The organism is Kitasatospora indigofera (assembly GCF_014655955.1).
Lineage (GTDB): Bacteria > Actinomycetota > Actinomycetes > Streptomycetales > Streptomycetaceae > Kitasatospora > Kitasatospora indigofera.
In genome coordinates, this window is record NZ_BNBO01000008.1 from 72,523 (window position 1) to 98,842 (window position 26,320).

At 73.8% G+C, this 26,320-nt stretch carries 22 protein-coding genes and 2 tRNA genes; 19 read left to right on the forward strand and 5 right to left on the reverse strand.

Annotated features, from left to right (window positions below; translation table 11 throughout):
• The first annotated feature begins 100 nt into the window (after nucleotides 1–100).
• The gene (locus tag IE329_RS10385) at nucleotides 101–1,894 is read left to right on the forward strand and encodes an ABC-F family ATP-binding cassette domain-containing protein (RefSeq protein ID WP_190210562.1); all 1,794 of its coding nucleotides are present in this window, start codon (nucleotides 101–103) and stop codon (nucleotides 1,892–1,894) included.
• 205 nt (nucleotides 1,895–2,099) lie between these two features.
• Here IE329_RS10385 and IE329_RS41450 read toward each other — a convergent pair whose 3' ends face one another.
• Nucleotides 2,100–3,923 (reverse strand): FUSC family protein, encoded by a 1,824-nt coding sequence (locus IE329_RS41450; protein WP_268257272.1) that lies wholly within the window; start codon nucleotides 3,921–3,923, stop codon nucleotides 2,100–2,102.
• Between the two features lie 893 nt (nucleotides 3,924–4,816).
• Here IE329_RS41450 and IE329_RS10395 point away from each other — a divergent pair.
• From IE329_RS10395 to IE329_RS10415, 5 genes are all read left to right on the forward strand, one after another.
• Nucleotides 4,817–5,395, forward strand: coding sequence for a hypothetical protein (locus IE329_RS10395; RefSeq protein WP_190210564.1), 579 nt, complete (start codon nucleotides 4,817–4,819; stop codon nucleotides 5,393–5,395).
• 34 nt (nucleotides 5,396–5,429) lie between these two features.
• Nucleotides 5,430–7,091 (forward strand): WXG100 family type VII secretion target, encoded by a 1,662-nt coding sequence (locus tag IE329_RS10400; protein WP_190210565.1) that lies wholly within the window; start codon nucleotides 5,430–5,432, stop codon nucleotides 7,089–7,091.
• Nucleotides 7,092–7,197: 106 nt separating this feature from the next.
• Nucleotides 7,198–8,712 carry a type VII secretion-associated serine protease mycosin gene (gene mycP, locus IE329_RS10405; RefSeq protein ID WP_190210566.1) on the forward strand — a complete coding sequence of 505 codons (1,515 nt, stop codon included), beginning with the start codon at nucleotides 7,198–7,200 and terminating at the stop codon, nucleotides 8,710–8,712.
• A gap of 113 nt (nucleotides 8,713–8,825) precedes the next feature.
• A complete protein-coding gene (locus IE329_RS10410; RefSeq protein WP_229927332.1) occupies nucleotides 8,826–9,248 on the forward strand; it encodes a hypothetical protein in 423 nt (140 codons plus the stop codon).
• A gap of 272 nt (nucleotides 9,249–9,520) precedes the next feature.
• The gene (locus tag IE329_RS10415) at nucleotides 9,521–11,386 is read left to right on the forward strand and encodes an ATP-binding protein (RefSeq protein ID WP_190210567.1); all 1,866 of its coding nucleotides are present in this window, start codon (nucleotides 9,521–9,523) and stop codon (nucleotides 11,384–11,386) included.
• Nucleotides 11,387–11,545: 159 nt separating this feature from the next.
• Here IE329_RS10415 and IE329_RS10420 read toward each other — a convergent pair whose 3' ends face one another.
• The gene (locus tag IE329_RS10420) at nucleotides 11,546–12,157 is read right to left on the reverse strand and encodes a flavodoxin family protein (RefSeq protein WP_190210568.1); all 612 of its coding nucleotides are present in this window, start codon (nucleotides 12,155–12,157) and stop codon (nucleotides 11,546–11,548) included.
• 136 nt (nucleotides 12,158–12,293) lie between these two features.
• Here IE329_RS10420 and IE329_RS10425 point away from each other — a divergent pair, with 136 nt between their 5' ends.
• The 5 genes from IE329_RS10425 to IE329_RS10445 all read left to right on the forward strand — a co-directional run bounded on the left by IE329_RS10425 (nucleotide 12,294) and on the right by IE329_RS10445 (nucleotide 16,671).
• The gene (locus IE329_RS10425; RefSeq protein WP_229927333.1) at nucleotides 12,294–12,887 is read left to right on the forward strand and encodes a winged helix-turn-helix transcriptional regulator; all 594 of its coding nucleotides are present in this window, start codon (nucleotides 12,294–12,296) and stop codon (nucleotides 12,885–12,887) included.
• Nucleotides 12,888–12,956: 69 nt separating this feature from the next.
• Nucleotides 12,957–13,032, forward strand: a tRNA-Thr gene (locus tag IE329_RS10430).
• Nucleotides 13,033–13,235: 203 nt separating this feature from the next.
• Entirely contained in the window at nucleotides 13,236–13,904 is a 669-nt protein-coding gene (locus IE329_RS10435) for a LuxR C-terminal-related transcriptional regulator (protein ID WP_190210569.1), read from the forward strand.
• A gap of 522 nt (nucleotides 13,905–14,426) precedes the next feature.
• Nucleotides 14,427–15,401, forward strand: a complete 975-nt coding sequence (gene galE / locus IE329_RS10440; protein ID WP_190210570.1) for a UDP-glucose 4-epimerase GalE — start codon at nucleotides 14,427–14,429, stop codon at nucleotides 15,399–15,401.
• A 208-nt stretch (nucleotides 15,402–15,609) separates the two neighbouring features.
• Complete coding sequence (locus IE329_RS10445; RefSeq protein ID WP_190210571.1) at nucleotides 15,610–16,671, forward strand: LuxR C-terminal-related transcriptional regulator; 1,062 nt, start codon at nucleotides 15,610–15,612, stop codon at nucleotides 16,669–16,671.
• Nucleotides 16,672–16,842: 171 nt separating this feature from the next.
• Here IE329_RS10445 and IE329_RS10450 read toward each other — a convergent pair whose 3' ends face one another.
• The gene (locus IE329_RS10450; protein WP_073924928.1) at nucleotides 16,843–17,340 is read right to left on the reverse strand and encodes a MarR family winged helix-turn-helix transcriptional regulator; all 498 of its coding nucleotides are present in this window, start codon (nucleotides 17,338–17,340) and stop codon (nucleotides 16,843–16,845) included.
• Nucleotides 17,341–17,450: 110 nt separating this feature from the next.
• Between IE329_RS10450 and IE329_RS10455 the strand changes: the two genes are divergently transcribed.
• Nucleotides 17,451–18,272 (forward strand): methyltransferase domain-containing protein, encoded by an 822-nt coding sequence (locus tag IE329_RS10455; RefSeq protein WP_190210572.1) that lies wholly within the window; start codon nucleotides 17,451–17,453, stop codon nucleotides 18,270–18,272.
• Nucleotides 18,273–18,374: 102 nt separating this feature from the next.
• On the opposite strand, the gene IE329_RS10460 is transcribed toward IE329_RS10455, so the two are convergent.
• Nucleotides 18,375–19,133, reverse strand: coding sequence for a TetR family transcriptional regulator (locus IE329_RS10460; protein ID WP_373311143.1), 759 nt, complete (start codon nucleotides 19,131–19,133; stop codon nucleotides 18,375–18,377).
• On the reverse strand, nucleotides 19,130–20,095 hold the full coding sequence (locus tag IE329_RS10465) for an acyl-CoA desaturase (protein WP_190210574.1): 966 nt from the start codon (nucleotides 20,093–20,095) through the stop codon (nucleotides 19,130–19,132). The genes IE329_RS10460 and IE329_RS10465 overlap by 4 nt, the downstream gene beginning before the upstream one ends.
• Nucleotides 20,096–20,283: 188 nt before the next feature.
• Here IE329_RS10465 and IE329_RS10470 point away from each other — a divergent pair, with 188 nt between their 5' ends.
• The 7 genes from IE329_RS10470 to IE329_RS10500 all read left to right on the forward strand — a co-directional run bounded on the left by IE329_RS10470 (nucleotide 20,284) and on the right by IE329_RS10500 (nucleotide 26,170).
• Nucleotides 20,284–20,958: a hypothetical protein gene (locus tag IE329_RS10470; RefSeq protein ID WP_190210575.1), complete on the forward strand. Its 675-nt coding sequence runs from the start codon at nucleotides 20,284–20,286 to the stop codon at nucleotides 20,956–20,958.
• Between the two features lie 45 nt (nucleotides 20,959–21,003).
• Nucleotides 21,004–21,074, forward strand: a tRNA-Gln gene (locus IE329_RS10475).
• Between the two features lie 210 nt (nucleotides 21,075–21,284).
• Nucleotides 21,285–22,751, forward strand: coding sequence for a bifunctional UDP-N-acetylglucosamine diphosphorylase/glucosamine-1-phosphate N-acetyltransferase GlmU (gene glmU, locus IE329_RS10480; RefSeq protein ID WP_190210576.1), 1,467 nt, complete (start codon nucleotides 21,285–21,287; stop codon nucleotides 22,749–22,751).
• A 202-nt stretch (nucleotides 22,752–22,953) separates the two neighbouring features.
• Complete coding sequence (locus tag IE329_RS10485; RefSeq protein ID WP_073924922.1) at nucleotides 22,954–23,931, forward strand: ribose-phosphate diphosphokinase; 978 nt, start codon at nucleotides 22,954–22,956, stop codon at nucleotides 23,929–23,931.
• Between the two features lie 405 nt (nucleotides 23,932–24,336).
• A complete protein-coding gene (locus tag IE329_RS10490) occupies nucleotides 24,337–24,927 on the forward strand; it encodes a 50S ribosomal protein L25/general stress protein Ctc (RefSeq protein ID WP_190210577.1) in 591 nt (196 codons plus the stop codon).
• Between the two features lie 109 nt (nucleotides 24,928–25,036).
• Nucleotides 25,037–25,618, forward strand: coding sequence for an aminoacyl-tRNA hydrolase (gene pth / locus IE329_RS10495; protein WP_190210578.1), 582 nt, complete (start codon nucleotides 25,037–25,039; stop codon nucleotides 25,616–25,618).
• 258 nt (nucleotides 25,619–25,876) lie between these two features.
• Nucleotides 25,877–26,170: a hypothetical protein gene (locus IE329_RS10500; protein WP_190210579.1), complete on the forward strand. Its 294-nt coding sequence runs from the start codon at nucleotides 25,877–25,879 to the stop codon at nucleotides 26,168–26,170.
• The last annotated feature ends 150 nt before the right edge of the window (nucleotides 26,171–26,320 follow it).

The following is a 26,320-nucleotide window of genomic DNA, read 5'->3' on the forward strand; positions in this document are numbered from 1 at the left end:
CCCGCCGGGGCGGACGCCGGACCGGCGCACGCCCCGGCCCCACTACTCTTGGGAGACCGGGGCATCCCCCGGCCCAGCCGATCCCAGGAGCGCAGCACACGTGGCCGTCAACCTCGCCACCATCGAGTCCGTCACGAAGGTCTACGGCACCCGGGCCCTTCTCGACGGGGTCAGCCTCGGCGTCAGCGAGGGTGACCGCATCGGGGTCGTCGGCCGCAACGGTGACGGCAAGACCACCCTCATCCGGATGCTCGCCAAGCTGGAGGAACCCGACGGCGGCCGGATCACCCACGCCGGCGGCGTCGAGATGGCCGTCCTCACCCAGCACGACTCGCTCGACCCCGCGGCCACCATCCGCCACGAGGTGATCGCCGGCCGCGAGGACCACGAATGGCTCGGCGACTCCCGGATCCGCGACATCATCGAAGGCCTCTTCGGCGGCCTCGACCTGCCCGGCTTCGGCCAGGGCCTCGACACCGTCATCGGCCCGCTCTCCGGCGGCGAGCGCCGCCGCATCGCGCTCGCCAAGCTGCTCCTCGGCGAACCCGACCTGATCGTCCTCGACGAGCCCACCAACCACCTCGACGTCGAGGGCATCGCCTGGCTCGCCAAGCACCTCCAGAACCGCCGCTCCGCGCTCGTCTGCGTCACCCACGACCGCTGGTTCCTCGACCAGGTCTGCACCCGGATGTGGGACGTCCAGCACGGCTCCGTGCACGAGTACGAGGGCGGCTACTCCGACTACGTCTTCGCCCGCGCCGAGCGCTCCCGGATCGAGGCCACCGAGGAGCAGAAGCGCCAGAACCTCGCCCGCAAGGAGCTCGCCTGGCTGCGCCGCGGCGCCCCCGCCCGGACCTCCAAGCCGCGCTACCGGATCGAGGCCGCCAACGCCCTGATCGCCGACGTCCCCGAGCCCCGCGACAAGAGCGAACTGATGAAGTTCGCCAACGCCCGCCTCGGCCGGACCGTCTTCGAGCTGGAGAACGTCACCGTCAAGGCCGGCCCCAAGCTGCTGCTGGACGACCTCACCTGGCAGCTCGGCCCCGGCGAGCGGATCGGCCTGCTCGGCGTCAACGGCGCCGGCAAGACCTCGCTGCTGCGCGCCATGCGCGACGCCTACGCCTCCGAGGGCGACGTCCAGCCCGCCTCCGGCGTCATCAAGGTCGGCAAGACCGTCCGCCTCGCCTACCTCTCCCAGGAGGTCGCCGAACTCGACCCGGCGATGCGGGTGCTGCAGGCCGTCGAGCAGATCCGCAGCCGGGTCGACCTCGGCAAGGGCCGCGAGATGAGCGCCGGCCAGCTCTGCGAGCAGTTCGGCTTCGGCAAGGACAAGCAGTGGACGCCGGTCGGCGACCTCTCCGGCGGTGAGCGCCGCCGCCTGCAGCTGCTGCGCCTGCTGATGAACGAGCCCAACGTGCTCTTCCTCGACGAGCCCACCAACGACCTCGACATCGAGACGCTCAACCAGCTGGAGGACCTCCTCGACGGCTGGCCCGGCTCGATGGTCGTGATCAGCCACGACCGGTTCTTCATCGAGCGCACCACCGACACCGTGCACGCCATGCTCGGCGACCAGAAGCTCCGGATGCTCCCCAACGGCGTCGACGAGTACCTGGAGCGCCGGGCGAAGATCGCCGCCACGGTCGCCGCCGCCGTCCCCGGCGCGGCCCCCGCCAAGCCGGTCGGCGACACCCGGGCGGCGAAGAAGGAACTGCAGCGGATCGAGCGGCAGATCGCCAAGCTCGACCAGCAGGAGGCCAAGCTGCACAGCCAGCTCGCCGAGCACGCCGCCGACTTCGCCAAGGTCGCCGACCTGGACACCAAGCTCCGCGCCGTCCGGGAGGAGAAGGAGGAGCTGGAGCTCGCCTGGATGGAGCTGGCCGAGCAGGTCTGACCCCGGCCGGGCGGCGGGGCGGGAAACGCGGGGGCGGGACCTCGCGGTCACGGCCCGCCGCCCGTCACGGCCCCGCGGTCACGGCCCGCCGCCCGTCACGGCCCTGAGGTCATCGCCCTGGGGTCACGGCCCTGGGGTCACGGCCCTGGGGTCAGGGCCGCGCGCTGATGACCGCCCGCTGCCGCGGGGGCCCCGGTGCGAGCGCTCAGGGGCGCAGCAGCGTCTCCAGTTCGTCCGCCGCGCGGCCCAGCGCACTGCGCGCCGGGTCGTGCGGCCCGGTCGGGCGGACGGCCGGCCGGGTCGGCGGACGGTGCGAGCGGGCCGCCGCGGCCAGGTCGTCCAGGGCCCGCCGGACCCGCTCCACCTCGGCCGGCTCGGGCACCTGCCCGCCGTACCGGATCTGCGCCGCGTACGCCGCCAGCCCGCCGCCGATCCGCTCCAGGGCCGCCGTCGCCGGCAACCACTGCTCGGCCAGCCGGCCCGTCGGCGGCGGCTCGGCCAGCCCGTTCCGGACCTCCTGCCGGGCGTCGGCCAACGCCCGGTACGCCCTCCGCCGCAGCCACACCTCGGCCACCGGCTCCGGGCCGGACCCGGCGACCGAGGCCAGGTAGGCGCGCAGCGCGCCGGTCGCGTCCACCAGCAGCGGCTCGATCCGGTGCCGGGGCCGCTCGGGCCACAGCAGATAGCCGAAGACCAGCACGATCGCGCTGGCCAGCACGGTGTCCAGCACCCGCGGCCGGATGTCCGAGGCACTGCTCTGCCCGCCCAGTTGCAGCAGCACCAGCGCCATCGGCGTCATCACCACCGTGTTCAGCCCGTAGTGCACCGCGGTCGCGTACGGCAGCAGCGCCACGCAGACCGCCGCGATCACCGTCAGCCACCACTCGCCGGTCGTCAGCGAGAGGATCGCCGCCGTGACCGCCACCCCCAGCACGGTGCCGACCGAACGGCTGACCGCCCGCAGGAACACCGAACCGAGGTCGGGCTTCAGGACGAAGGCGATGGTCATCGGCACCCAGTAACTCCGGTCCAGCGGCAGCCAGGCGGTGGCGGCCTGCGCCACCGCGATGCACAGGGCCACCCGCAGGCCGTACCGGACCGAGCCGCGCGACAGCAGCCGCACCCGCATCCGCCACGGGTCCGGCGGCGGGGCCGGGGCGGTGACCAGGGCAGCGTCCCGGCCCGCCACCGTGCCGGCCGCCGACCGCAGCGCCGCGTCCAGGGCCCGCCGGGCCGGCGTGTCGGGCTGCCAGTCGGGGACCGTCACCTCGCCGCCGCCCCGCTCGACGGCCCGGGCCAGCGCCCCCGGCACGGCGGCCACCTCCGCCGGCACCCCGCGCCAGGCCCAGAGCAGGCCGGTGGCCGCCTCGGTGGCGGCCAGCCCCGCCTCGTACATCCGGCGCAGCCGCAGCCCGCGGGCGGACTCCCGGCCCCGGGCGGGCGGGAGCAGGTCCTGCAGCTGGTTCAGCCGGGCCGTCAGCAGCTGGCGGGACTTCGCCCCCTGCGGGGTGCCCAGGTCGGCCAGGGTCGCGCCGAGCGCGTCGTACGCGGCCGCCAGCGCGCGGTTGCGCGGGTCGGCGTGCGGGCGGCGGCGCCGGGCCAGGTGCGGCAGGCCGAGCAGGAACACCAGGGCGCCGCCGGCCAGCACCATCAGCGCGCCGGCCCACCAGGGACGGGCCGTCGGCATGCCGCTGCCCAGGGACGCCGACACCAGCAGCAGCAGCCCGGCGGCCGAACCGCGCGGACCGGTCGCGCTGAGCGCCCCGGAGGCGAAGGCGACGGCGGTGAGCACCAGACCGGCGGTCAGGAGGCCGCTGCCGGTCTCCTTCAGGCCGGAGCCGATCAGCATCCCGAGGGCCGAGAAGAGGACGGCGCCGGCGATCCGGGGCGCGCGCAGCCGGGCCGGCTCCACCCGGTCGTTCATGGTCGCGTGCATCGCGCCGAGGGCGGCGAAGATCCCGAGGTCCAGGCGGTCCAGCAGCAGCCCCGCGGACAGCGGCACGGCCATCCCGACGGCGGCCCGGAGCATCAGCACGAGTGGCAGCGGCGGCCAGGTGGTCCGGGCCGCCCTGGCCCACCAGGCGGAGGCCCGGGGAGGCGCCGGGGAGTCCGCGGGGGAGTCCGCGGGTGGCACGGTGACCGGGGAGTCGGTGGCCGGGGGGCCGGCGGGGGGCGCGCCGGTGGGTGGGGCGCCGGCCGGTGGGTCGGTGGGCGCAGTGCCGGTGGGTGGGTCGGCGGGTGGGTGTGGGTGCCCGGTCCGGCTGTCCGGCCGTTCGGCTGACACGCGATCACGTCCGATCCGCTGCGAAGGCCGTTCCTGGTGCGCCGGGAGGGCCAGGGGTCGCTGCTGTGCGACATTGCGCGGCAGAAGAGGTCGTACCGGGCTGAACCGGTCGCCCAAGTCTATCGCGCCGGGCCCGCGTGGGGCCCGGGCCGGGGCCGTTTCGGGCGTGCTTCGACGGTGGGTCGGGGGTGGGTCGGACGGGCGTCCGGCGCGCGCGTCCGGCGGTGGTCGGGCGGGCGGCGGCGGTGGTCCTGCGGGCGTCGGGCCTGCGTCGTACGGGTGACGGGGGTGCGTCGCGCGGACGCTGCCGGGTGGGCCGTGGCCGCCGGCCGGCGCCGGCCGCTCGGCCCCGGAGAGCGCCGGCCGGACCGGGTCCCCTCGGCGGGTGCCCGGCGGGGAAAGCCTGTTGACGGTGCGTCGGTCCGACGGAACTGTACGTGTCAAGTTCGTACCGATCTCGCCCGGCCACGACAAGGCCCCTGCCGCACCGACGGAGGGGGTGGCTACGATTGACCGTGGCGACAGCCGGCCCGACCGGTCGTACGCCGAGAAGCTGTACCGGACTTCGTAGGTGATGGTGTGTTGCGGTGTGGCAGCCGAGGGGCTGCCCGCACGCGGGGGAGAGGTGGATTGCTGTGGTGAGCCTTGCTGCAGACGGTGGCGGCGGCGGCACTCCGTCGGCCGATGCGATCGGATGGGCGGTGGGCGGCGTGGCCGCCGCCGCCATGGGCGCTGCCCAGCTGGTCGCCTCGTACGGCGCGCAGAGCGTCCGGATGGAACTGGAGACCCTGGTCACGTTCAAGAAGCGGGCGGAGGAACTGCTGCAGGCACTCAGCTCCTCGCCGGCGGCGGCGTCCCAGCTGTCCCAGCTTCAGCTGAACCAGGGGAACCTCGGAGAGGGCTTCGCCGAGTCGGCGGACCTCATGACGGCGTACAACCGGACGTTCAACGGCCTCCAGGAACTGGTCAAGGGCCTGGCCGTCCAGATCGAGGGCATGACCTCCGCGCTCGCCCAGACGGCCGCCAACTACGGGGCCACCGAGGAGGAGCAGGCGAACACGATCAACACGGTCGCCCGGCAGGCGGAGTCCTACACCGGCGTGAGCGTGCCGAACGTGTCCGCCGCGGCGCCCAGCCGGCCGAGCGCCCCGGCCGCCCCGAGCACCGCGGCCCCGGCCACGAGCGCGGGCGGCGGCGCGGGCGCCGGGGGTTACTGATGGCCGGGCGGTTCACTGACACGGGGAGCAAGTGATGGCAGGCGGTACCAACTTCGAGAGCATCGACCACGCGAAGCTCAAGGCGATGATCGCCAACTCGGACCCGGCGAAGGTCTCCGAGCGCGGCAACCAGATCTCCAGCGCGGCCAAGGCCCTGGAGGAGATCAGCAAGGTGCTCGCGGCCCACCTCGGCCAGCTCGACTGGGAGGGCGCGGCGGCGGACGCCTTCAAGGCCTTCGCCACCAAGGTCCACCGGACCGCGGGGGAGATCAGCGAGGCCTCGCGCGTCACCGGCCAGGTCGTCGAACAGGTCGGGCAGGCGCTCGCCAGCGCCAAGCACGGCATCCCCGACGTGCCCAAGGCCGACATGGCTGCGGTCAGCAAGCACAAGGACCAGCCGACCGGCCTGGTCAAGGGCGCCGGCGCGGCCGCGGGCGGACTCTTCGGCCCGGTCGGCAGCCTGTTCGGCGCCACGGCGGCGGACAAGGCGGCCAACATGGTCGACTCCGACTGGGTCACCGACGCCGAGGCGCAGGCCGCCCAGAAGCGGGTCGTCGCGGCGCACCAGGAAGCCATCCACGAGATGGAGAAGCTGGCGCAGACGTACCAGATGGCGGCCACACAGCTGAACGCGTTGTCGATGCCGGAGACGCCGAAGCCGCCGGGCAGCGTCGACGATGTCGAAAACGTTCCGGTCAGCCCGAGCGGCCGGGGCGACTCGTCCGGCTCCGGCTCCGGCTCGGGGTCCGGCAAGGGGTCCGGCAGCGGTGGCGGCGGCGGGAGCATCCCCGGCGGCGGTGGAAGCGGCGGTGGCGGTGGCGGTGGCGGTGGCGGTGGCTGGGTTCCCGGCACTCCGCCGCGCCCCACGCCCCCCGGACACATCGACCCGGTCCCGGTGCCGCTGCCCGGCGATCGTCCGCCCGGCACGCTCCCCTGGATCAACGACCCCGGCACCGACCTCAACAGCATCCCGGGGCCGCCCAGGACCGGCCAGCCCGGCGGGACGATCCCGGTTTCCCCGCTGCCCGGCGGTGGCGGCGGCGGAACGATCCCCGGCGGCGGTACCGGCACCATCCCCGGCGGCGGGTCCGGCTGGGTTCCCGGCGGCATTCCCGGCGGTGGTGGCGGCGGCTTCGTCCCGGGCAGGGGCGGTGCCGGCGGTGGTGGCGGCAAGATCGGCGGAGCGGGCAGCATCCCCGGCCGCGGCGGATCGGGAACGGTCGGCGCCGGTGGCGCGGGCGGCACCGTCGGCCGTGGCGGGTCCGGTGCCGGGACGACCGGTGGCAACGTGTTCGGCGCCAAGGAGGCACAGGCCGGACGCGCCGGGACCCCGGGCGGCATGGGTGGCATGGGCGGCGGCATGGGCGGTGCGGGCGGCGGATCCGCCGGTGGCCGTGGCCGTGGCCTGACCTCGACGGCCGGTGGCACGGTCGGCGGCCGCAAGGGCCCCGGCGCCGGCGGCGAGTTCACGCCGGGCGGCAGCGGCCTGCGCAACCGCGCCGGTGCCGCGGGCGGCGCCGGCGGTGCGGCCGGGGGCGCCTCGGGTGCCCGCGGCGGCCAGGGCGGGATGATGGGCGGTCAGGGTGGTGCCGGGCGCAACGAGCGCGAGCGCCGCAACCGTGCCGACTACCTGCACGAGGACGAAGAGACCTGGACCAACGGAACCCCGCAGAGCAATCCCGGCGTGATTGAGTAAGGCCGGACCACCTGCCCGGCCACGGGAATCCAACCCGTGGCCGGGCAGATCCGTCCCGGGGCCCGTCGGCCCCGGGACCACGGGGAGATCGACGAGGGAGCATGTGATGCGGCGGACGGACGCGGGAACGCGGGGGCGGCGGTTCGCCGCGGCCCTGCTGGCTGCGGGCACGGTGGTGGGCCTGGTGGCCACGCCGGCCGCCGCGGTCGACTCGATCCGGGACCAGCAGTGGCACCTGGACGCCATGAAGGCCCCCGAGATGTGGCAGACCACCACGGGCGCGGGCGTCACCGTCGCGGTGATCGACAGCGGCTTCAAGCTGGACCACCCGGACCTGGCGGGGCAGTTCCTGCCGGGCAAGGATTTCAGTGGGCTCCCGGGCGGGGTAGGTGACGACAAGGAAGGCCACGGAACCGGCATCGCCGGAATCATCGCCGGGACCGGCAAGGGTCTGGGCGGAAAGGGTGCCTTCGGACTGGCCCCGGGCGTCAAGATCCTGCCCTTGAAGATCAAGAACAGTGGAAACTCGGGTGCGACCGTCACCAATTCGGAGTTTCTCAAGGAGATCGACCAGGCCATCGTCTACGCGGCGGACCAAGGTGCCAAGGTCATCAACATCTCCCAGGCCGGTGCCGCGTCCGGCTTCTCCGACGCGGACATTTCCGGCCTCAAGGCAGCTGTCGCCCACGCGAGTTCCAAGGGATCCCTGGTCATCGCCGGTGCGGGGAACAGCGCCCAGGACGGAAACCCCGTGATGTATCCGGCTGCACTGCCCACGATCGTCGCCGCAGCCGCGACCGATCGCAACGGGGTGGTGACCGACGAGTCCGAGCGTGGCAGCCAGATCGATCTCGCCGCGCCGGGCAAGGACATCTACCGACCCTGCACCGGCCCCTCCGGGTACTGCAAGTCCCACGGCACCTCCGACGCCACCGCTGTCATCTCCGCCTCCGCCGCGCTGCTCTGGTCGGTCCACCCGGACTGGAGCGCCAACCAGATCCTGCGGGTCCTGATCAACACCGCCGGCAAGCCGCAGGACGGCTCCGCCCGCACCGACCTGATCGGCTACGGCACCGTCCGGCCCCGGATCGCGCTCGCCACCCCGGGCGACCCGGGCCCGGCCAACGTGAGCCCGCTGATCGGCCAGATGGAGGGCGAGGCCACCCCGGCCCCGTCCGCCAGCGCGCCCGCAACGGGACAGGCGACCCCTGCGCCGTCCGCCTCGGGAACCCCCGGCGAGGGCAGCGAGCCCGTCGACCTCCCGGTCACCGGGCAGGCCGCCGACGGCGGCTCCGGCAACCTGCCGCTGGTCATCGGCGGATCGGCGGCCGCCCTGGCGGTGATCGCCGTCGTGGTGGTGCTGCTGATGCGCCGTCGCCGCGCCGGGTCCACCCCCGCCGCTGCCCCGCAGCCCACGCCCGTCGGTGCGCCGTACGGCGGCCAGCTGCCGCCGCAGGGCGGTCCCGGCGGTCCGGGCGCCCCGGCGGCTCCGTACGGCCAGGCCGCGCCGCCGCAGTACAGCCCGCCGGCCGGCCCGCCGCAGTACGGGACCCAGCCCCCGCCCCCGCCGCAGTACGGGCCGCCGGCCGATCCGCCGGCCGACAACCCGTACGCCCGGTAGCGGCCGGGCACCGGGCGAGAGCCAGCCGGAACGACGGATCAGCGGGAACGAACGGCCACCAGGACCGGCAGCGCGAGCCCGCGCTGTCGGTCCTCGCCGTTAGCCTCCGGGGCATGGACCAGACCCGATCCCTGCCCGCCCGCCCCACCGTCGACTGGCGCGAGGGCCGGGCGGAGGAGGCCGCCGCCCTGGCGGCCGGCACGCTCGACCCGGAGCACGCCCACCTGGCCCAGCTGTTCCCCGACAGCATGCTGGAGGCCACCGACGCCGTGCTGGCGGCGTTCGAGGCGGACACGGCCTCCTGGGGGGCCGCTCCGTCGGACGAACGGATCCTCGGCGCCGTCGAGCGGGTGGTGCTGGCGCTCAACGCCGTCAACGAGGAGCACGACGGTGCCGCCTACGAGACCGACGAGCGGGAGCGGCTCTGTGCGTACATCGACGAGGTGCTGATCGCGGCCGGCGTGGAGGTCGGGGCGCTGGCCGCCCGCCAGGGCCTGGGGCGGCACGAGATCACGGACGCCTGGCGCGACTGGTAGGCCTCCGGCCTTCCCCCGGTGGAGTTGGCGAGCGCCGCCCGCCCGCCCGCGGCCCCGCTGTCCGTCCCGGCGGTCCGCTGCCACTACGCTGGTCGGCGGACAGATCAGGTCACGGTCCGTCAGGTGCGTCCAGGGCCGGTCCGGTCCCCGGAGCGGGCCGGGCAGGGCGGGGACCTGGCCACGGGGGTCCAGGGGAAGGCCGGCAGCGCATGGCCCGGGCGCGCCCGGCCCCACGCCGCGATGGCCCCCATCGCGACGAGGGAGAAGCCCGCATGACCGGCCCGACCACCCCCCGCCACCAGCCGCACCCGCACCTCGGCGGCCGGGCGGAGGCCCTCCGCGCACTGGCCGCCTGGCACGCGGGCGGCCCGGGGGAGCCCAAGGTGCTCCTGCTCACCGGGGACCCGGGCAGCGGCCGGTCGCGGCTGGTCGGCGGGTTCCTGATGCTCTGCGACCCGGTCTTCCGCCGCCGGATCGACCTCACCGTCCTCGACCCGTCGACCGTGCCCTCGGCCACCGGGCCCGGACCACTGGTGTTCGGCGCCGCCGGCCTCACCCCGGACCAGCTGCTGCTGCGCCTCGCGGACGTCCTGGCGCCCGGGGCCCGGCTCACCGCCGAGGTATACGAGCAGCTCGCCGCGCTCGACGAGGAGAACCCGTTCACCATCGTGGTGCCGGACGTGGACCGGGTCGGTGTGCTCCGGGTGCGCGACGAGGCCGTCCGGGCCACCCGCGCGGTGCTCAGCCCGCTGGCGCAGTCCCCGGGCGTGCGGCTGCTCGCCGACCTGCCCCGCCCGCAGGCGCAGTGGCTCGCCGACCAGCTGCCCCCCGACCAGGTACGGGTGATCGACCTGGACGAGGCGCCCTGGGCCGACCCGCCGGGGCTGGCCCTGCAGGCGGCGCACACGCTCGGCGGCGGGCTCCCGTTCGCGCCGTCCGCCCCGGAGGCCGGGCAGCTGGCCGCCGACCTCGCCCGGACGGCCGGCAACGCCCTGGTGGTCCGCCTGGCGGCCTCCTCCCTGCGGGTCACCCCCGAGGGCGGCCCGCCGAAGCTCCCCGGGAGCGTCGACGAGGCGCTGGACCTGCACGCCGAGCGCTGCGGAGTCCACGAGTTGACGCTCCGGCGGCTGCTGACGCCGCTCGCGCTGGCCCGGGACGGAGCCGTCCTGCCGCTGCCGCTCTGGGCGCGGCTCGCCTCCGCGGTGGCCGGCCGCGACCTCTCCCGCACCCTGCTGGAGGGGCAGACCCTGCTGGCGCCCTTCTTCGAACTCGTCGAGCCGGGCCAGCCCGGCCGGACCGAGCCGGACGACGGCCAGCCCGCCGTCCGGCTGGTGCACCCCGCCGTCGGCGCCGAACTGCGCGAACGCCTCGGCACCGCCGCGCTGGAGGCCCACCGGCGGATCACCGCGGTCCTGCTGGAGGACGTGCCCGCCGGCGGCCCGGAGCGCTGGGCGGGAGTCGCCCCCTACGTCCGCGAGCAGCTCACCGCGCACGCGCTGGAGGCCGGCCGGCTGCCCGGGCTGCTGGCCGACCCCGGATTCCTGGTGCACACCCCGCAGGTGCTGCTGCGCGCCGCCGTGGAGCACCTGACCCGCACCGGCGCGGACCTGCCCCCGGTGGCGCTGACCTGGCTGCGGCTGGCCCCGCAGTTCACCCGCACCGAACTCCCCCCGGCGCAGCGCGCGGGACTGCTGGAGTACGCCTGCCACCAGGACGGCCTGCCGGGCCTGGACTTCGGCCCCGGCCTGCCCTGGCGCACGCTCTGGTGGCACCCGCTGCCCGAGATCACGGCCGTGACCGCCGCGTACGGCCCGGGCGGCGCGCCCGCCGTGGTGGCCGCCCTGCCGACGGCGGAGGGCAGCACCCTGGTCGGCTTCGACGCGGCGACCGGCACGCCGATCCCGCAGGCCGAGCGGCTGGCCCGGCCGGGGGAGGCACAGCGCGCGGCCGCCCGCTTCGCGCTCAGCTCGGGCGCGGACCAGGTCCGGGTCTGGGGCGGCTCGGCGCAGGAGCCGGTGACCTCCCTCGCCCTGCCGGCCGGTTCGCTGGTGGCGGCGGACATCACCCCGGACGGAATCCTGCTGCTGGCCGACCCGTTCGGCCTCGCCGCGCTCCGGGTGACGGCCCCCGGCGCCTGACCGGGCCCGGATCCCGGCGCCTGACCGGTCACCCCCGAACCCGGGGAGCGTCCGGCCGCCGGGCCACCGCCGTCACCGGCGGCCGCCCGGGCCCCGGCCGGCCACGCCCGCGACGCCTCAGGCCTCGCCCGTGACGCCTGAGGCCTCGCCCGCGCCGCCTCAGGCCGCCAGGGCGGCCCGCCCGGCCAGCACGACGGCGGTGTGCCGCGCGACCCGCTCGCCCAGGTGCTCGGCGGTGGCGATGTCGGCCTTGTGCACCGCCTCCGGACCGCCGTCCGACGGCGTGGACGCGGCCGCGCCGTTGAAGAAACCGAGCCGGTTGAGGTCGTACTCGCTCGCGGTGGACGAGTTCCAGCCCGGCTTGAGGCCGAGGTTCACCCAGTGCATCCCGTGCTGCGCGGCCAGCGTCTGCAGGAAGCCCAGCGTGCCCGCCTTGTCCCCGCTCTTGGACGCCGAGTTCGTGAAGCCGGCCGCCACCTTGTCGTTCCACGCGCTCGCGAACCAGCGCTTGCTGCTCGCCTCGCCGAAGACGTGGAAGGCGCCCGACGCCGTGCCCATGTAGGTCGGCGAGCCGAAGACGATCGCATCGGCGGCGTCCAGCTGCGCCCACTGCTCCTCGGTGATGGTGTCCACGGCGACGGTGACGACCGTGGCGCCGGTGGCGCCGGCGCCACGGGCGACGGCCTCGGCCAGGACGGCGGTGTGGCCGTAGCCGGAGTGGTAGGCGACGGCGACGGTCGGCCGGACGGCGACGGGGCTGGTGCTGGTCATGGCGAAGCGACTCCTGGGTCGGAGGGGAGACAGGACGGGAGCCGGCGGGGTCCCCCCGCTCGACGGTCTCCAATATAGACCAGGTCTCCATTGGTTACCAAGGCTGGATCGGAGACCGGCGGGCTACCCTGGTCCCATGACCATCCAGGAGCGGACGCCGGCCCCCGCCCGACCGGGCCGCACGCAGGAAGCCGCCCCGGCCCGCCCGCCGCTGCCGGCCCAGGGCCGGACCGACGCCGATACCGACGCCGATACCGACGCCGGTGCCGCGGGCCGGGGGCAGGGCGAGGAACAGGAACTCGACGTCTTCGGCCGCTTCTGCCCCAGCCGCGGCATGTTCGCCGAACTCGCCGACAAGTGGTCGCTCCTGATCCTGATGAGCCTCGGCAAACTCGGCGAGCAGCGCTTCTCCGAACTCCAGCGCGCCGTCGGCGGCGTCAGCCGCAAGATGCTCACCCAGTCCCTGCGCACCCTCGAACGGCACGGCCTGATCAGCCGCACCGTCCACCCGCAGACCCCGCCCCGCGTCGTCTACGGCCTCCTCCCGCGCGGACGCGAGCTGGCCGACCTGGTCGCACCGCTCGGCCGCTGGACCGAGCTCAACACCCCCGCGATGCTCGCCGCCCGTGAGGACTTCGACACCACCCACGACGACACCCACGACCCCGTGTCCGACCCCGCGTCCGACGACGCCCACGACCCCGCGGACCACCCCCGCCGCACCGGCTGAGACCGCCGCCGCCACCGATTTCACTTTCCGGCCGACGACCATGTACTGTCTTCCTTGTTCGACCGGTTCGCCCCTATAGCTCAGTCGGTAGAGCGTCTCCATGGTAAGGAGAAGGTCTGCGGTTCGATTCCGCATGGGGGCTCCAACAAGAAGGACCCTCGCCAACGGCGAGGGTCCTTCTTCGTGTTCCAGGCGCTACCGTTGACCACCCGCACCGGGCGCCCTGGCGGATCGCGTACGGAATGCGCTCTGATGGTGCGTCACGCGCGGCCCGCCCCCGCCCGGGCAGACCCCGCCCGGCACGGCAACGGCCGGACAGGCACCGCCGGACAGGACAGGGAGGGCGCCGTGGGCGTTCGGCTCGTAGTGGTCGACGACCACCGGCTGCTGGCCGAAGCACTGGCCACCGCCCTCCAACTGCGCGGACACCGCCTGCTCGCGGTCGGCTCACCCGCCGGCGCCGCCCTCGACCTCCTGACCGGCCGCCGCCCCGAAGTCTGCCTGCTCGGCATCGCCGGCCCCTCCGAACCCGGCGCCTTCGACGTCGTCCGGCGGATCCGCCGCGAACGCCCCGAGATCGCCGTCATCGTCCTCGGCCCCCTCGGCGAACTGCGCGGCATCGCCGCGGCCTTCGCCGCCGGCGCGGCCGGCTACGTCCGCAGCGACGAACGCATCGACGTCGTCGAACGAGCCGTCGCCCGGGTCCGCGGCGGCGAAGCCGCCGTCACCGCCGACCTGCTCCGCGCCGCCTTCGACCAACTGCTGCGCCCGGCGGCCGAGCCGGACGACGAGGCCCTGCGGCTGCTGCGGTCGCTGACCCGCCGTGAGATCCAGGTGCTGGTGCGGATCGCGGAGGGTGAGGACACCCAGGCCATCGCGGCCGGCATGGGGATCGCGGCCAGCACCGCCCGCACCCACGTGCAGCGGGTGCTGACGAAGCTCGGCGCGCGGACCAGGCTGGAGGCGGCCGCGGTGGCCGCCCGCACCGGACTGCTGGAGCGGATGCCCCGCGCCTGAGAAGCCCGGGCGGCGGGGTGGCGGGCCTCCCGGCCGCACCCCGGACGGCCGTCGCCCGGTCCTGCCGCCCGGTCCTGCCGCCCGGCTCCGTCCTGGTGCCCCGTCCTGGTGTCCTGTCCGCCCGTCCGCCCGTCCGCCCGTCCGCCCGGCCTTCCGGCTCCGCGCCACCCGTCGCCCCGTGCCCCTCGGTGGCACCGGGCCCCCGGCCTTCGCCGCCGCTCCCGGGGTGCTCGCCGGCCGTCGGGCGCTCCCTCGACGGCGGCGGCGCCCGGCCACGCCGTCCGGTGGCCTCTTCCCGCCGGCGCGGAATTCCCGGTCTCGGGATGTTGTCTCATGATGATAAATGTTTCATTATGTTTGATGTGGACCGATCCTCGGCCCGGAGCCGGGGGCAACCGGAGCCACCGGGAATCCGTCGTACGGTAGGGCCCAAGTTCCTCGCCCGGGCGCGATCCGGCCTGGCGAAGCGTTCATCACCGGTCCGTCGCCCCGGGCACGGACCGCCTGCGGGAGGTCATAGCAATGAGTAAGTACCTGGTCACCGGTGGCGCCGGCTACGTGGGCAGCGTGGTCGCCGCCCACCTGCTGGAGGCGGGCCACCAGGTCACCGTCCTGGACGACCTCTCCACCGGCTTCCGCGAGGGCGTACCCGCCGGCGCGGACTTCGTCCGGGGCCGGATCCAGGACGCCGCCGACGTGCTGGACTCCTCCTTCGAGGGAGTGCTGCACTTCGCCGCCTCCTCGCAGGTCGGCGAGTCCGTGCAGGACCCGGAGAAGTACTGGCGCAACAACGTGGCGGGCTCGCTGGAGCTGGTCTCCGCGATGCGCAAGGCCGGCGTCCGCAAGCTGGTCTTCTCCTCGACCGCCGCCGTCTACGGCGAGCCCGAGAGCGTCCCGATCGCCGAGACCGCCCGGACCTCCCCGACCAACACCTACGGCGCCACCAAGCTCGCCGTCGACCACCTGATCACCAGTGAGGCCGTCGCCCACGGCCTGGCCGCCGTCTCGCTGCGCTACTTCAACGTGGCCGGCGCCTACGGCAGCTACGGCGAGCGGCACGACCCCGAGTCGCACCTCATCCCGCTGGTCTTCCAGGCTGCCATGGGCCGGCGCCCGCACATCGCCGTCTACGGGGACGACTACCCGACCCCGGACGGCACCTGCATCCGCGACTACATCCACGTCGCCGACCTGGCCGAGGCGCACCTGCTCGCGCTCGGCGCCGCCAAGTCCGGCGAGCACCTAATCTGCAACCTCGGCAACGGCAGCGGCTTCTCCGTCCGTGAGGTCATCGAGTCGGTCCGCCGGGTCACCGGCCGCGAGATCCCGGTCGTCACCTCGGGCCGCCGCCCGGGCGACCCCGCCGTCCTGGTCGCCTCCGCCGGTCGCGCCCACGAGGCGCTGGGCTGGACCCCGCGCCGCCCGGAGCTCGACGAGATCGTCGCCGACGCCTGGCGCTTCACCCTGGAGCTGGCCGTCGGCCGGCAGACGGACTGACCCGCCGCGGGACCGCCCGACCGCCCCGCCGCCGGATCCCTCCCGCGGCCGGGGCCGGCGGCGGCCCTCGGGTGGGGCGGCTGCCGCCGAACACCCAATTCGCCATCGCCTGGCGAAACTTCACCAAATCCCCACCGGGTCGCCCCCTACCCCGTACGCTGATTCAGCTACCGGGTGGGGGCAGCGCCCCGGCAAGGGGGAGTGACAAGTGGGACGGATCCGCGTCCTGGTGGTCGACGACCACCGCATCTTCGCCGAGGCCCTCGCCGCGGCCCTCGCCGCCGAGAGCGACATCGAGGTCGGCGCCGCAGGGAGCGCGGGCGCGGCCGAACGAGCACTGGAACGCGCGGCCCGCGAGGGCCGCGCGTTCGACGTCGTCCTCGTCGACGCCGACCTCGGCACCGGGCCGTCGGCCCCGGCCGTCCGCCGGCCGGCCCAGGTCCCCTTCGAGCGCCCCGGCCCCGCGCCCGCCGGTCCTGCACACGCCGGCCCCGGCTTCCCGCCGGCCGGCCCGGCACAGCCGGCCGCCCCCGTCCTGCCCGGCGTGCCGCCGCCCCGCCGCCCCGCCCGTTCGGGCGCCGCCCCGCCCCCCGTCGCCGGCGGCACGGCGCACCGGCCGGCCGCACCCGGGGCCGCCGAGCCACCGGCACCCGCCGAGGCCCCCCACCGCCCCGCCGAGGGCGGCGCCCCGCCCCCGGACGGCATCACGCTGATCGCCCGCGCCCGCCGCAACCACCCGGGCCTGCGCGCCGTCGTCCTCGCCGACGCCGACGACCCCCGCCGCGCCGCCCGCGCCCTGCACGCCGGTGCCTGCGGCTGGGTCGCCAAGGACAGCTCCCTGGCCCGCCTCACCGCCGTGGTCCGCGGCGTCCTGCGGGACGAGACCCACCTCCCGCCCGCCCTGCTCACCGGGGTCATCCGGGAGCTCACCACGGCCCGGCGCGACCGCACCGAGAGCGAGCGCCTGGTCGACAGCCTCACGCCCCGGGAGAAGCAGATCCTGCGCTGCATGGTCGCCGGACTCGGCCGGCAGGCCGTCGCCGAGCGGCTCTACCTCTCCCCGCACACCGTCCGCACCCACATGCAGAACGTGCTCGGGAAGCTCGGCGTGCACTCCACCCTCGCCGCGGTGGCGGTCGCCCGCCGGGCCGGCGTCAGCCCCCCGGACCAGGCCGCCCTCCCCGCCCCGCCGCCGGCCGCGTCGGCCACCGGGTCGGCCGGCGCCCCGACCACCGCCCCGGCGCCGGCCGAAGCGCCCGGTACCGGCTGAAGCGCCCCGCCGCGACCGTCGGGTACGGGACAGCCCGGTCCTCGGGTGGGGGACAGTCCGGCTGTCGGGTACGGGAGAACCCGGTCCTCGGGTGCGGGAACGCCCTTGGGCACGCCGGCAGTGGCCGTACCGCCGGCAGGGCCGCGGACGGGTCGTAGCCGCGGACGGGTCCTAGCCGGGGACGTTGTCGAAGGGGGCGACCAGCTGGCGCAGCAGCCCGGCCAGTTCGCCCTGCTGGCCGGCCGACAGCTCGGCGAGCAGCGCCCGCTCGTGCGCCAGCAGACCGGCCAGGGCCTGGTCGGCACGGTCGCGGCCGTCGTCGGTCAGGCGGACCAGCACACCGCGGCGGTCGTCCGGGTCGGGCAGGCGCTTGACCAGGCCCTTGCCGGTGAGACGGTCGATCCGGTTGGTCATCGTCCCGGAGGTCACCAGCGTCTGGGTGAGCAACTGGCCGGGGGAGAGCTGATAGGGCGACCCGGCCCGCCGAAGGGCCGTCAGGACGTCGAACTCCCAGGGCTCCAGGCCGTGCTCGGCGAACGCGGTGCGGCGGGCGCGGTCCAGGTGCCGGGCGAGCCGGCTGACCCGGCTGAGCACCTCAAGTGGTTCCACGTCGAGGTCGGGGCGCTCACGGCGCCATGCTGCGACCAGGCGGTCGACCTCGTCCTCCATGACGATCAGTGTATCGGGGGTTGTGTCGATGTGAAGTCTCTTGACGTCGAGAAATGTTAAGCGCATGCTGCCGGTAGATATCTTGATGTCGAGATACTTGGGAGGCCATCGTGACCACCACCCACTGGGACCCGGCGCAGTACCTCAGGTTCGCCGACGAACGAATCAGGCCGCTGCTCGACCTCCTCGCCCGCGTCCCCACCCTCCCCGAACCCCGCACCCCCGCCCTCCTCGACATCGGCTGCGGCCCCGGGAACTCCACCGCCGTCCTCCGCCGACGCTGGCCGCACGCCCGGATCACCGGCATCGACAACTCCCCCGAGATGCTCACCACCGCCCGCACCGAGGGCGAACCCGCCGCCCGCTACCTCCTCGCCGACGCCCGCACCTACGACCCCGCCCCCCACCACCCCGACCTCATCGTCAGCAACGCCACCCTCCAGTGGCTCAACGCCGGCCCCGGCCACGACGGAGAGCCCCAGGGCCACCTCGCCCTGCTCCCCGCCTGGACCGCCGCCCTCCGCCCCGGCGGCACCCTCGCCGTCCAGGTCCCCGGCAACTTCGACGCCCCCAGCCACACCCTGCTCGCCGGACTCCGCCGCAGCCCCCGCTGGCACCGCCTCCTCGGCGACGACGCCACCCGCCCCGGCATCCACACCCCGGCCCAGTACCTCGACACCCTCACCGGCGCCCACTGCACCGCCGACGTCTGGGAAACCACCTACAGCACCCTGCTCGAAGGCCCCGACCCCGTCCTCGAATGGGTCAAGGGCACCGCCCTGCGCCCCGTCCTCAGCCGGCTCACCGACCCCGCCGACCAGGCCGCCTTCCTCGCCGAGTACGGCGCCCTCCTGCGCGAGGCCTACCCCGCCGGCCCGCACGGCACCGTCTTCCCGTTCCGCCGCGTCTTCGCCGTCGCCGTCCGCCGCTGAACCCCGCGGACGGCGGCCACCGCCACCCGGCCGCACCCCCCGGGCCACCCGCGCCCGCCGCCGCTCAAACCCACGGCCCCCGCCCGGGCCACCCGGCCCCGCTCAGGCCTTCCGGTCACCCACCAGCTTCGGATGCCGCTCCATCCCCTCCAAGCCGTGCCAGGCCAGATTCACCAGATGCGCCGCCACCTCAGCCTTCCCCGGCTTACGCACCTCCAGCCACCACTGACCCGTCAGCGCCACCATCCCCACCAACATCTGCGAATACATCGGCGCCAACCGCGCGTCGAACCCCCGGGCCTTGAACTCCAGCCCCAGAATGTCCTCCACCTGCGTCGCGATGTCACTGATCAACGACGCGAACGTCCCCGTCGACTGCGCCACCGGCGAATCCCGCACCAGGATCTTGAAACCGTCCGTCGACGTGTCGATGTAATCCATCAACGCGAACGCCGCCTGCTCCAGCAGCTCCCGCGAATGCCCCCCGGTCAACGCCCCCGTCACCATGTCCAGCAGCAGCTGCATCTCGCGGTCCACCACCACCGCGTACAGCCCCTCCTTGCCCCCGAAGTGCTCGTACACCACCGGCTTGGACACCCCGGCCCGCTCGGCGATCTCCTCCACCGACGTCCCGTCGTACCCCCGCTCGGCGAACACGGAGCGCCCGATGTCGAGCAGCTGCTCACGGCGCTGCTTGCCGGTCATCCGGACCCGGCCGCCGCGCGGCCGGGCCGCCGGGGCAGCGGCGCGCCGGCCGGGCGAGGCACCCGCGGCGGCCCCCGTCCGCGAAGTCCGCCGGCCGTCTGCGCTGTCTCCGTTGCTCCCGTTCACCCCTACATCATGCTGCAGCCGACGGGTCATGCGGCGCGGCGGGCGGCGATCCGCTCCGCGTCCGGCCAACGGACGTCCCGCGCCCAGCCCGCCTGCTCGAACCACCGGATCAGCCGGGCGGACGAGTCGATCTGCCCGCGCAGCACACCGTGCCGGGCCGAGGTCGGGTCCGCGTGGTGCAGGTTGTGCCAGGACTCCCCGCAGGACAGCACCGCCAGCCACCACACGTTCCCCGAACGGTCCCGCGACTTGAACGGCCGCTCCCCGATCGCGTGGCAGATCGAGTTGATCGACCAGGTCACGTGGTGCAGGAGCGCGACCCGCACCAGCGAGCCCCAGAAGAACGCCGTCAGCGCCCCCTGCCAGGACATCGTGACCAGCCCGCCCACCAGCGGCGGCAGCATCATCGAGATCAGCGTCCAGAGCCAGAACAGCCGCGAGATCGCCCTTATGGCCGGGTCGGCGATGAGGTCCGGCGCGTACTTCTGCTGCGGGGTCTGCTCCTCGTCGAAGAGCCAGCCCATGTGCGCCCACCACAGGCCCTTCAGCAGGGCCGGGACGCTCTCGCCGTAGCGCCACGGCGAGTGCGGGTCACCCTCCTTGTCGCTGAAGCGGTGGTGCTTGCGGTGGTCGGCCACCCACCGGACCAGCGGACCCTCGATCGCCAGGCTGCCGGCCACCGCCAGGGTCAGCCGCAGCGCCCGGTTCGCCTTGAAGGCACCGTGGGTGAAGTAGCGGTGGAACCCGATGGTGATCCCGTGGCACGCCACGAAGTACATGACGGTCGCGATCGCGAGGTCGAGCCAGCCGAGACCCCAGCCCCAGGCCACCGGCACGGCGGCGAGCAGCGCGAGGAAGGGCACGCCGATGAACAGCGCGAGCGTGACCCGCTCGGCGGTCCCCTGCTTCTCGCCGCCACGGGTGGCCGAGACCAGTTGCTGGGGAGAGGGCTCGGGCGGCGAAGTGCGTTCCTGGCCTGCCTGGACAGTCATGGGGCATCCCTAGAGGGAGGGGGAGGGGAGCCTACGAAGGCGTAACCTACGGCATCGTAGGTTGAGTGGTACCCCCAAGGGAAGTGCGCCGCGAGTGATCCCAACAGGGCTTTAGCGTTTTCACCCGAACGGATGGTCGACCCCGAAACCCGCCAGTAGCCCCACCCGGGGTCGCCAGACTCGCCGCCATGAGAGCCAAGACCGAACACCGCGAAACCGCCCGCCGCCTGCGCGCCGAGGGCCGTACGTACGACGAGATCCAGGCTGCGCTGGGGGTCTCGAAGAGTTCCATATCCCTGTGGGTGCGGGACCTGCCCAAGCCTCCGCGCAAGGCGAGGGCGTACACGGGCAAGGAGCGTCTGGCCGCCGTCATGGCGCGGCGGGAGGAGCACCGGGTCAGGACGAAGGCCGAGGCGGCGGCCCGGATCGGAGCCGTGAGCGACCGCGAGCTTCTGCTCATCGGCGTCGCGCTCTACTGGGCGGAAGGAGGGAAGGACAAGGAGTACGACCGTCGGGAGCGGGTCAGGTTCATCAACAGTGACCCGCAGATGATCCAGGTCTACCTCGCCTGGCTCCGGCTTCTGGGGGTGGAGCAGGACCGACTGCGCCTTCGGGTGGCGATCCACGAATCGGCGGATGTTCCTGCGGCTGAGCACTACTGGGCGGAGGTTGCGGGGGTGCACCCGGAGTTCCTGCAGTCGACCACCCTCAAGAAGCACAATCCCCGAACCACTCGGAAGAACACCGGAGGGGCGTACTACGGCTGCCTCTCCGTCAACGTTCTTGACAGTGCGGATCTCTACCGGCGGATTGAGGGGTGGTGGTCCGGGATTGTGGTAGATGTGGGGCGCGACACCCCTTAGGCTAGGGCGGACGCAGCCTTGGCGACAGGGCTGGTCGACCGTCCATCCCGGATCGTCTAAGGGCAGGACAGCTGGTTTTGGTCCAGCTTATGGGGGTTCGAATCCTCCTCCGGGAGCACTGTCTGCAGCCTTCGGCCCAAGTGGGTCGGGGGCTGTCCACTTATCATCCGGCGCAGCATTTCGTGAGGTCCGGGCCCTGAAGCGGCTCGTATCGGGAGTCGCCGCTGGGCCCCGGTTATCCTCGTAGCGCCGAGGCACGGACGTGCGGATTCGCTGAGCCTCAGGCTGTTCTGCCCTCTCTGCGAACCGACCGAGGAGCCTCCAGCGTGAGTGCCAATTCCCCTGCCGCTGTCATCGTGCTCGCCGCCGGTGGCGGGACGAGGATGAAGTCGAACAGCCTGCCGAAGGTGCTGCACGAGGTGTGCGGCCGGTCGCTGGTGGGCCACGCGGTCGCGGCCGCCCAGGAGTTGGGCCCGCAGCAGCTGGTCGTGGTGGTGGGGCACATGCGCGAGAAGGTGGAGGCCCACCTGGCGGCCGGCTACCCGGCGGCGCGTTCGGTGCTGCAGGCGGAGCAGAAGGGCACCGGTCACGCGGTGCGGACGGCGCTGGAGGCGCTGGCGGAGTCGGGTGTGCAGCTGGACGGCACCGTGGTGGTGACGACCGGGGACGCTCCGCTGCTGACCGGTTCGACGCTGTCGTCGCTGGTGGGGGCGCACGAGGAGCAGGGCAACGGGGTGACCGTGCTGACCGCGGTGGTGCCGGACGCCTTCGGCTACGGGCGGATCCTGCGGGACGACGCGGACGGCGCGGTGGCGTCGATCGTCGAGGAGAAGGACGCGACCGACGACCAGCGGGCGATCGCGGAGATCAACTCGGGGGTGTACGCGTTCGACGCGAAGCTGCTGGCGGAGGCCCTCGGCCGGGTGACGACGGACAACGTGCAGGGTGAGGAGTACCTCACGGACACGCTGGAGATCCTGCGGACCGGTGGTCACCGGGTGGGTGCCGTGGTGGCGGGTGACTTCCGGGACATCCTGGGGATCAACGACCGGGTGCAGCTGGCGCAGGCGCGCCGGCTGCTGAACGACCGCCTGGTGGAGCGGGCGATGCGGGCGGGCGTGACGGTGGTGGATCCGGCGTCGACCTGGCTGGACGTGCAGGTGTCGTACGAGCCGGACGCGGTGGTGCTGCCGAACACGCAGTTGGAGGGTTCGACGCATCTGGGCGAGGGCTGCGAGGTGGGCCCGAACTCGACCCTGCGGGACACCCGGGTGGGCGCGGGGGCGCATGTGAGCAACACCACGGCGGACCGTGCGGTGGTGGGCGAGCAGGCGTCGGTGGGTCCGTACGCGTATCTGCGTCCGGGTGCGGTGCTGGCGCGCAAGGCGAAGGTCGGCACGTACGTGGAGATCAAGAATTCGGAGCTGGGCGAGGGCGCGAAGGTGCCGCACCTGTCGTACATCGGCGACACCACGATCGGTGAGGGCACCAACATCGGGGCTGCCTCGGTGACGGTGAACTACGACGGGGTGAACAAGCACCGGACGGTGATCGGGGCCCATTGCCGTACGGGTTCGGACAACATGTTCATCGCGCCGGTGACGGTGGGGGACGGTGCGTACACGGCGGCCGGTTCGGTGATCACGAACGATGTGCCGGCGGGTGCGCTGGGAGTGAGCCGGGCGCAGCAGCGGAACATTCCGGGTTGGGTGGCGCGGAAGCGTCCGGGGACGTCGTCGGCGGAGGCGGCCGCGGCTGCGGGTGCTGGGGCCGAGGGGGCGGTGGAGGCCTGAGGGCCTGGTCGGGGGGTCCGAGGGCTGGTACCGGAGCGGACGCTTATCGCTCGGGCGCGTAACCTGGAGGTCATACGTGCGCCATTGGGCTTTCGGGCTGTGCTGGGGCGTACCGCCAATCCCCGACCTTCATCGCTTCAGGCGGCTGCCTGCCCGCGGTGCGGCGGGTTCATGTGCGTAAGCAACACGAGGAGACGGTGCAGTGAGCGGGATCACGACGTCGGGTGAGAAGAAGCTGAAGCTCTTCTCCGGCCGTGCCCACCCTGAGCTGGCGAAGGAGGTGGCCGCGTCGTTGGGCACCGAGCTCGTCCCGACGAAGGCGCTGGACTTCGCCAACGGTGAGATCTACGTGCGGTTCCTGGATTCGGCGCGTGGTGCGGACTGCTTCGTGATGCAGAGCCACACGGCTCCCATCAATCAGTGGATCATGGAGCAGTTGATCATGATCGATGCGCTGAAGCGTGCTTCGGCGCGGAGCATCACCGCGATCCTGCCGTTCTACGGGTACGCCCGGCAGGACAAGAAGCACCTGGGCCGGGAGCCGATCTCGGCGCGTCTGGTGGCGGACCTGCTGGCCGCGGCCGGTGCGGACCGGATCATGGCGGTGGATCTGCACACCGCGCAGATCCAGGGCTTCTTCTCGGGGCCGGTGGACCACCTGTTCGCGCTGCCGCTGCTGGCGGACTACGTGGGCGAGAAGGTGGACCGTTCGAAGCTGACGATCGTGTCGCCGGACGCGGGTCGGGTGAAGGTGGCGGACCAGTGGTCGGACCGTCTGGGTGCGCCGCTGGCGATCATCCACAAGCGTCGTGACATGACGCAGGCGAACACGATCCTGTCGGCCGAGGTCGTCGGTGACGTCAAGGGCCGGGTCTGCGTGCTGGTCGACGACATGATCGACACGGCGGGCACGATCTGTGCCGCGGCGGACGCGCTGTTCGAGAACGGTGCGGCGGACGTGATCGTGGCGGCGACGCACGGTGTGCTGTCGGGTCCGGCGGCGGACCGGCTGAAGAACTCGCGGGTGAGTGAGTTCGTGTTCACGAACACGCTGCCGACGCCGGGCGAGATCCAGCTGGACAAGATCACCACGCTGTCGATCGCGCCGTCGATCGCGGCCGCGATCCGTGAGGTGTTCGAGGACGGTTCGGTGACGAGCCTCTTCGAGGGTGTGCACTGATCCTCGGGTCCTGGTCCCGGTCCTGGTCCCGGTCCTACTCCCGGTCCCGGTCCGGGTCCGGGCGCGTGCCGGCGCCCCGGCGGTGAGCCGTCGGGTGGGCGCGGGTGTGCACTGACGACCTGTCCGGCAGCGGCCCCGGCCCCTCGTGGGCCGGGGCCGCTGCCGATTTCACGGTTGACTGCCGGTGCGGTTAGACTCGTGAGACTGCTCGGCGAGGGATGCCGTGTGCCCGTTCCGCGGGTGTGCGCTCCGTGATCGACGCGCTGCTCAGGCCGGTTCTGCCGGTTCCTGGCAGAGGTCGTAGGCCGCCGAGTGACCCCCGAACGTACTTGTGGGTGTGGTCCCGGCGGTTTTTTCGCGTTTGCCTGCACCCCCGCGCCAGTTCTTATTACGAGGAGTGCAGTCGTGTCCGAGATCCGCCTTGACGCCGAGACCCGTACCGAGTTCGGCAAGGGTGCCGCCCGTCGTGCCCGTCGCGCCGGCTTCGTCCCCGGTGTCGTCTACGGCCACGGCCACGCCCCGGTGCACCTGAACCTGCCGGGCCACGCGCTGATGATGGCGCTGAAGACCCCGAACGCCCTGCTGGTCGTGCCGATCGAGGGCAAGGACGAGTTCGTCCTCCCGAAGGCCGTGCAGCGTGAGGCCATCAAGCGCTCCATCGAGCACGTCGACCTGCTGCTCGTGAAGCGCGGCGAGAAGGTCACCGTCGAGATCCCGGTCATCGCCGAGGGCGAGCTGGCCCCCGGTGGCAACCTGCTGGAGCACGTCCTCAACTCGCTGCCGGTCGAGGCCGAGGCCACCCACCTGCCCGAGTCCGTGACCGTCTCGGTCGAGGGCCTGGAGGCCGGCGCCTCGATCACCGCCGGTGAGATCACCCTGCCGAAGGGCACCACGCTGGCCGTCGAGGCCGACACCGTCGTCCTCCAGGTCATCGGCGCCCAGGCCTCGCAGGCCGACGCCGACGCCGAGGCCGCCGAGGCCGCTGCCGAGGCCTGAGCCTCGCGCACTGCTTGAAGTGGCCCGCTGCCCCGGCCCTCCCCTTCGGAGGGCCGGGGCAGCGGTGTGTCCGGGATGATGTGCGGGACGGCACGTTGAGGAGCGGTTGATGAGCGACGACGAGTACACAGGCCCCTGGCTGGTGGCCGGACTGGGCAATCCGGGTGAGGGCTACGCCCGCAACCGGCACAACATCGGGTTCATGGTGGCGGACCTGCTGGCGCAGCGGATGGGTGCGAAGTTCAAGGCGCACAAGAGCCGGGCGCAGGTCGCCGAGGGGCGGTTGGCGGGGCAGCGGGTGGTGCTGGCGAAGCCGATGACGTTCATGAACCTGTCGGGTGGTCCGGTGACGGGGTTGCGGGACTTCTACAAGGCGCCGACGTCCGCGATCGTGGCGGTGCACGACGAGCTGGACATCGACTACGCGACGTTGCGGCTGAAGCTGGGCGGTGGTGACAACGGGCACAACGGCCTGAAGTCGATCACGAAGGCACTCGGCCCGGGGTACTACCGGGTGCGGTGCGGGGTGGGCAGGCCGCCGGGTCGGATGGAGGTGGCGGACTTCGTGCTGAAGGACTTCTCGTCGGCGGAGCGCAAGGAGCTGGACTGGTTCGTGGACCGGGCGGCGGACGCGGTGGAGGCGTTGCTGTCGGAGGGTCTGGAGCGGGCGCAGGGGACCTACAACACCTGACGTCCGTCGCCCCGTCCGGTGCCGTCCACCTGTCGGCTGACCGGTGGTCAGGTGTGGTGGCGGGCGGTGCCGGACCGGTCCGTGCGGGCCGGGTGGGGCGGGTGCGGCACGGTGCGCCCGGTACGCAACGGTGTTACAACGCTTGCCCGTCCTCGTCTGATCCGGTGTGAGGTGCGCCCGGCCGATCGGATACGGTCGGTCGGGTACGCGATGGGGTCTGGGGAGTGCTCGATGCGGAGTTTGCGGCGGGTGCGGCGGTTGCGTCGCACGCGGGTGGTACGGCTGGCGCGGCTCGGCCGGCGGGTCGGTACGGCGGGTGCGGTGGGGGTGCTGATCTCGATGGGGGGCCCGGCGCACGCGGAGGGTTCGGAGCCCGGTACGGGGGTGGCTTCGTCGCCGGCGCCGGCTTCGGCGGAGTTCGCGCCGGTGCTGAGCGACTCGATGGGCGGGGACGCGGGGCTGGTCGCGGTGGGCGGCGGTCTGGTGGTGGTGGCCGGGGGTGCGGCGCTGTGGTTGAAGCGGCGTCGTTCCGGGGTGCTGGACCAGCACTGAGGCGGTGGGCCCGGGGGTGGTGACCGGTGCCGAAGGCCGGTGACGGGTGACCGGTGTGCGGCCGCGGTGTGCGGCGGCCCGGTGCGGCGGGGTGAGGACGAGGTGCGGCCGTGGGCCGGTTTCCGGGTGACCGGGGCCGGCCCGTTGTGT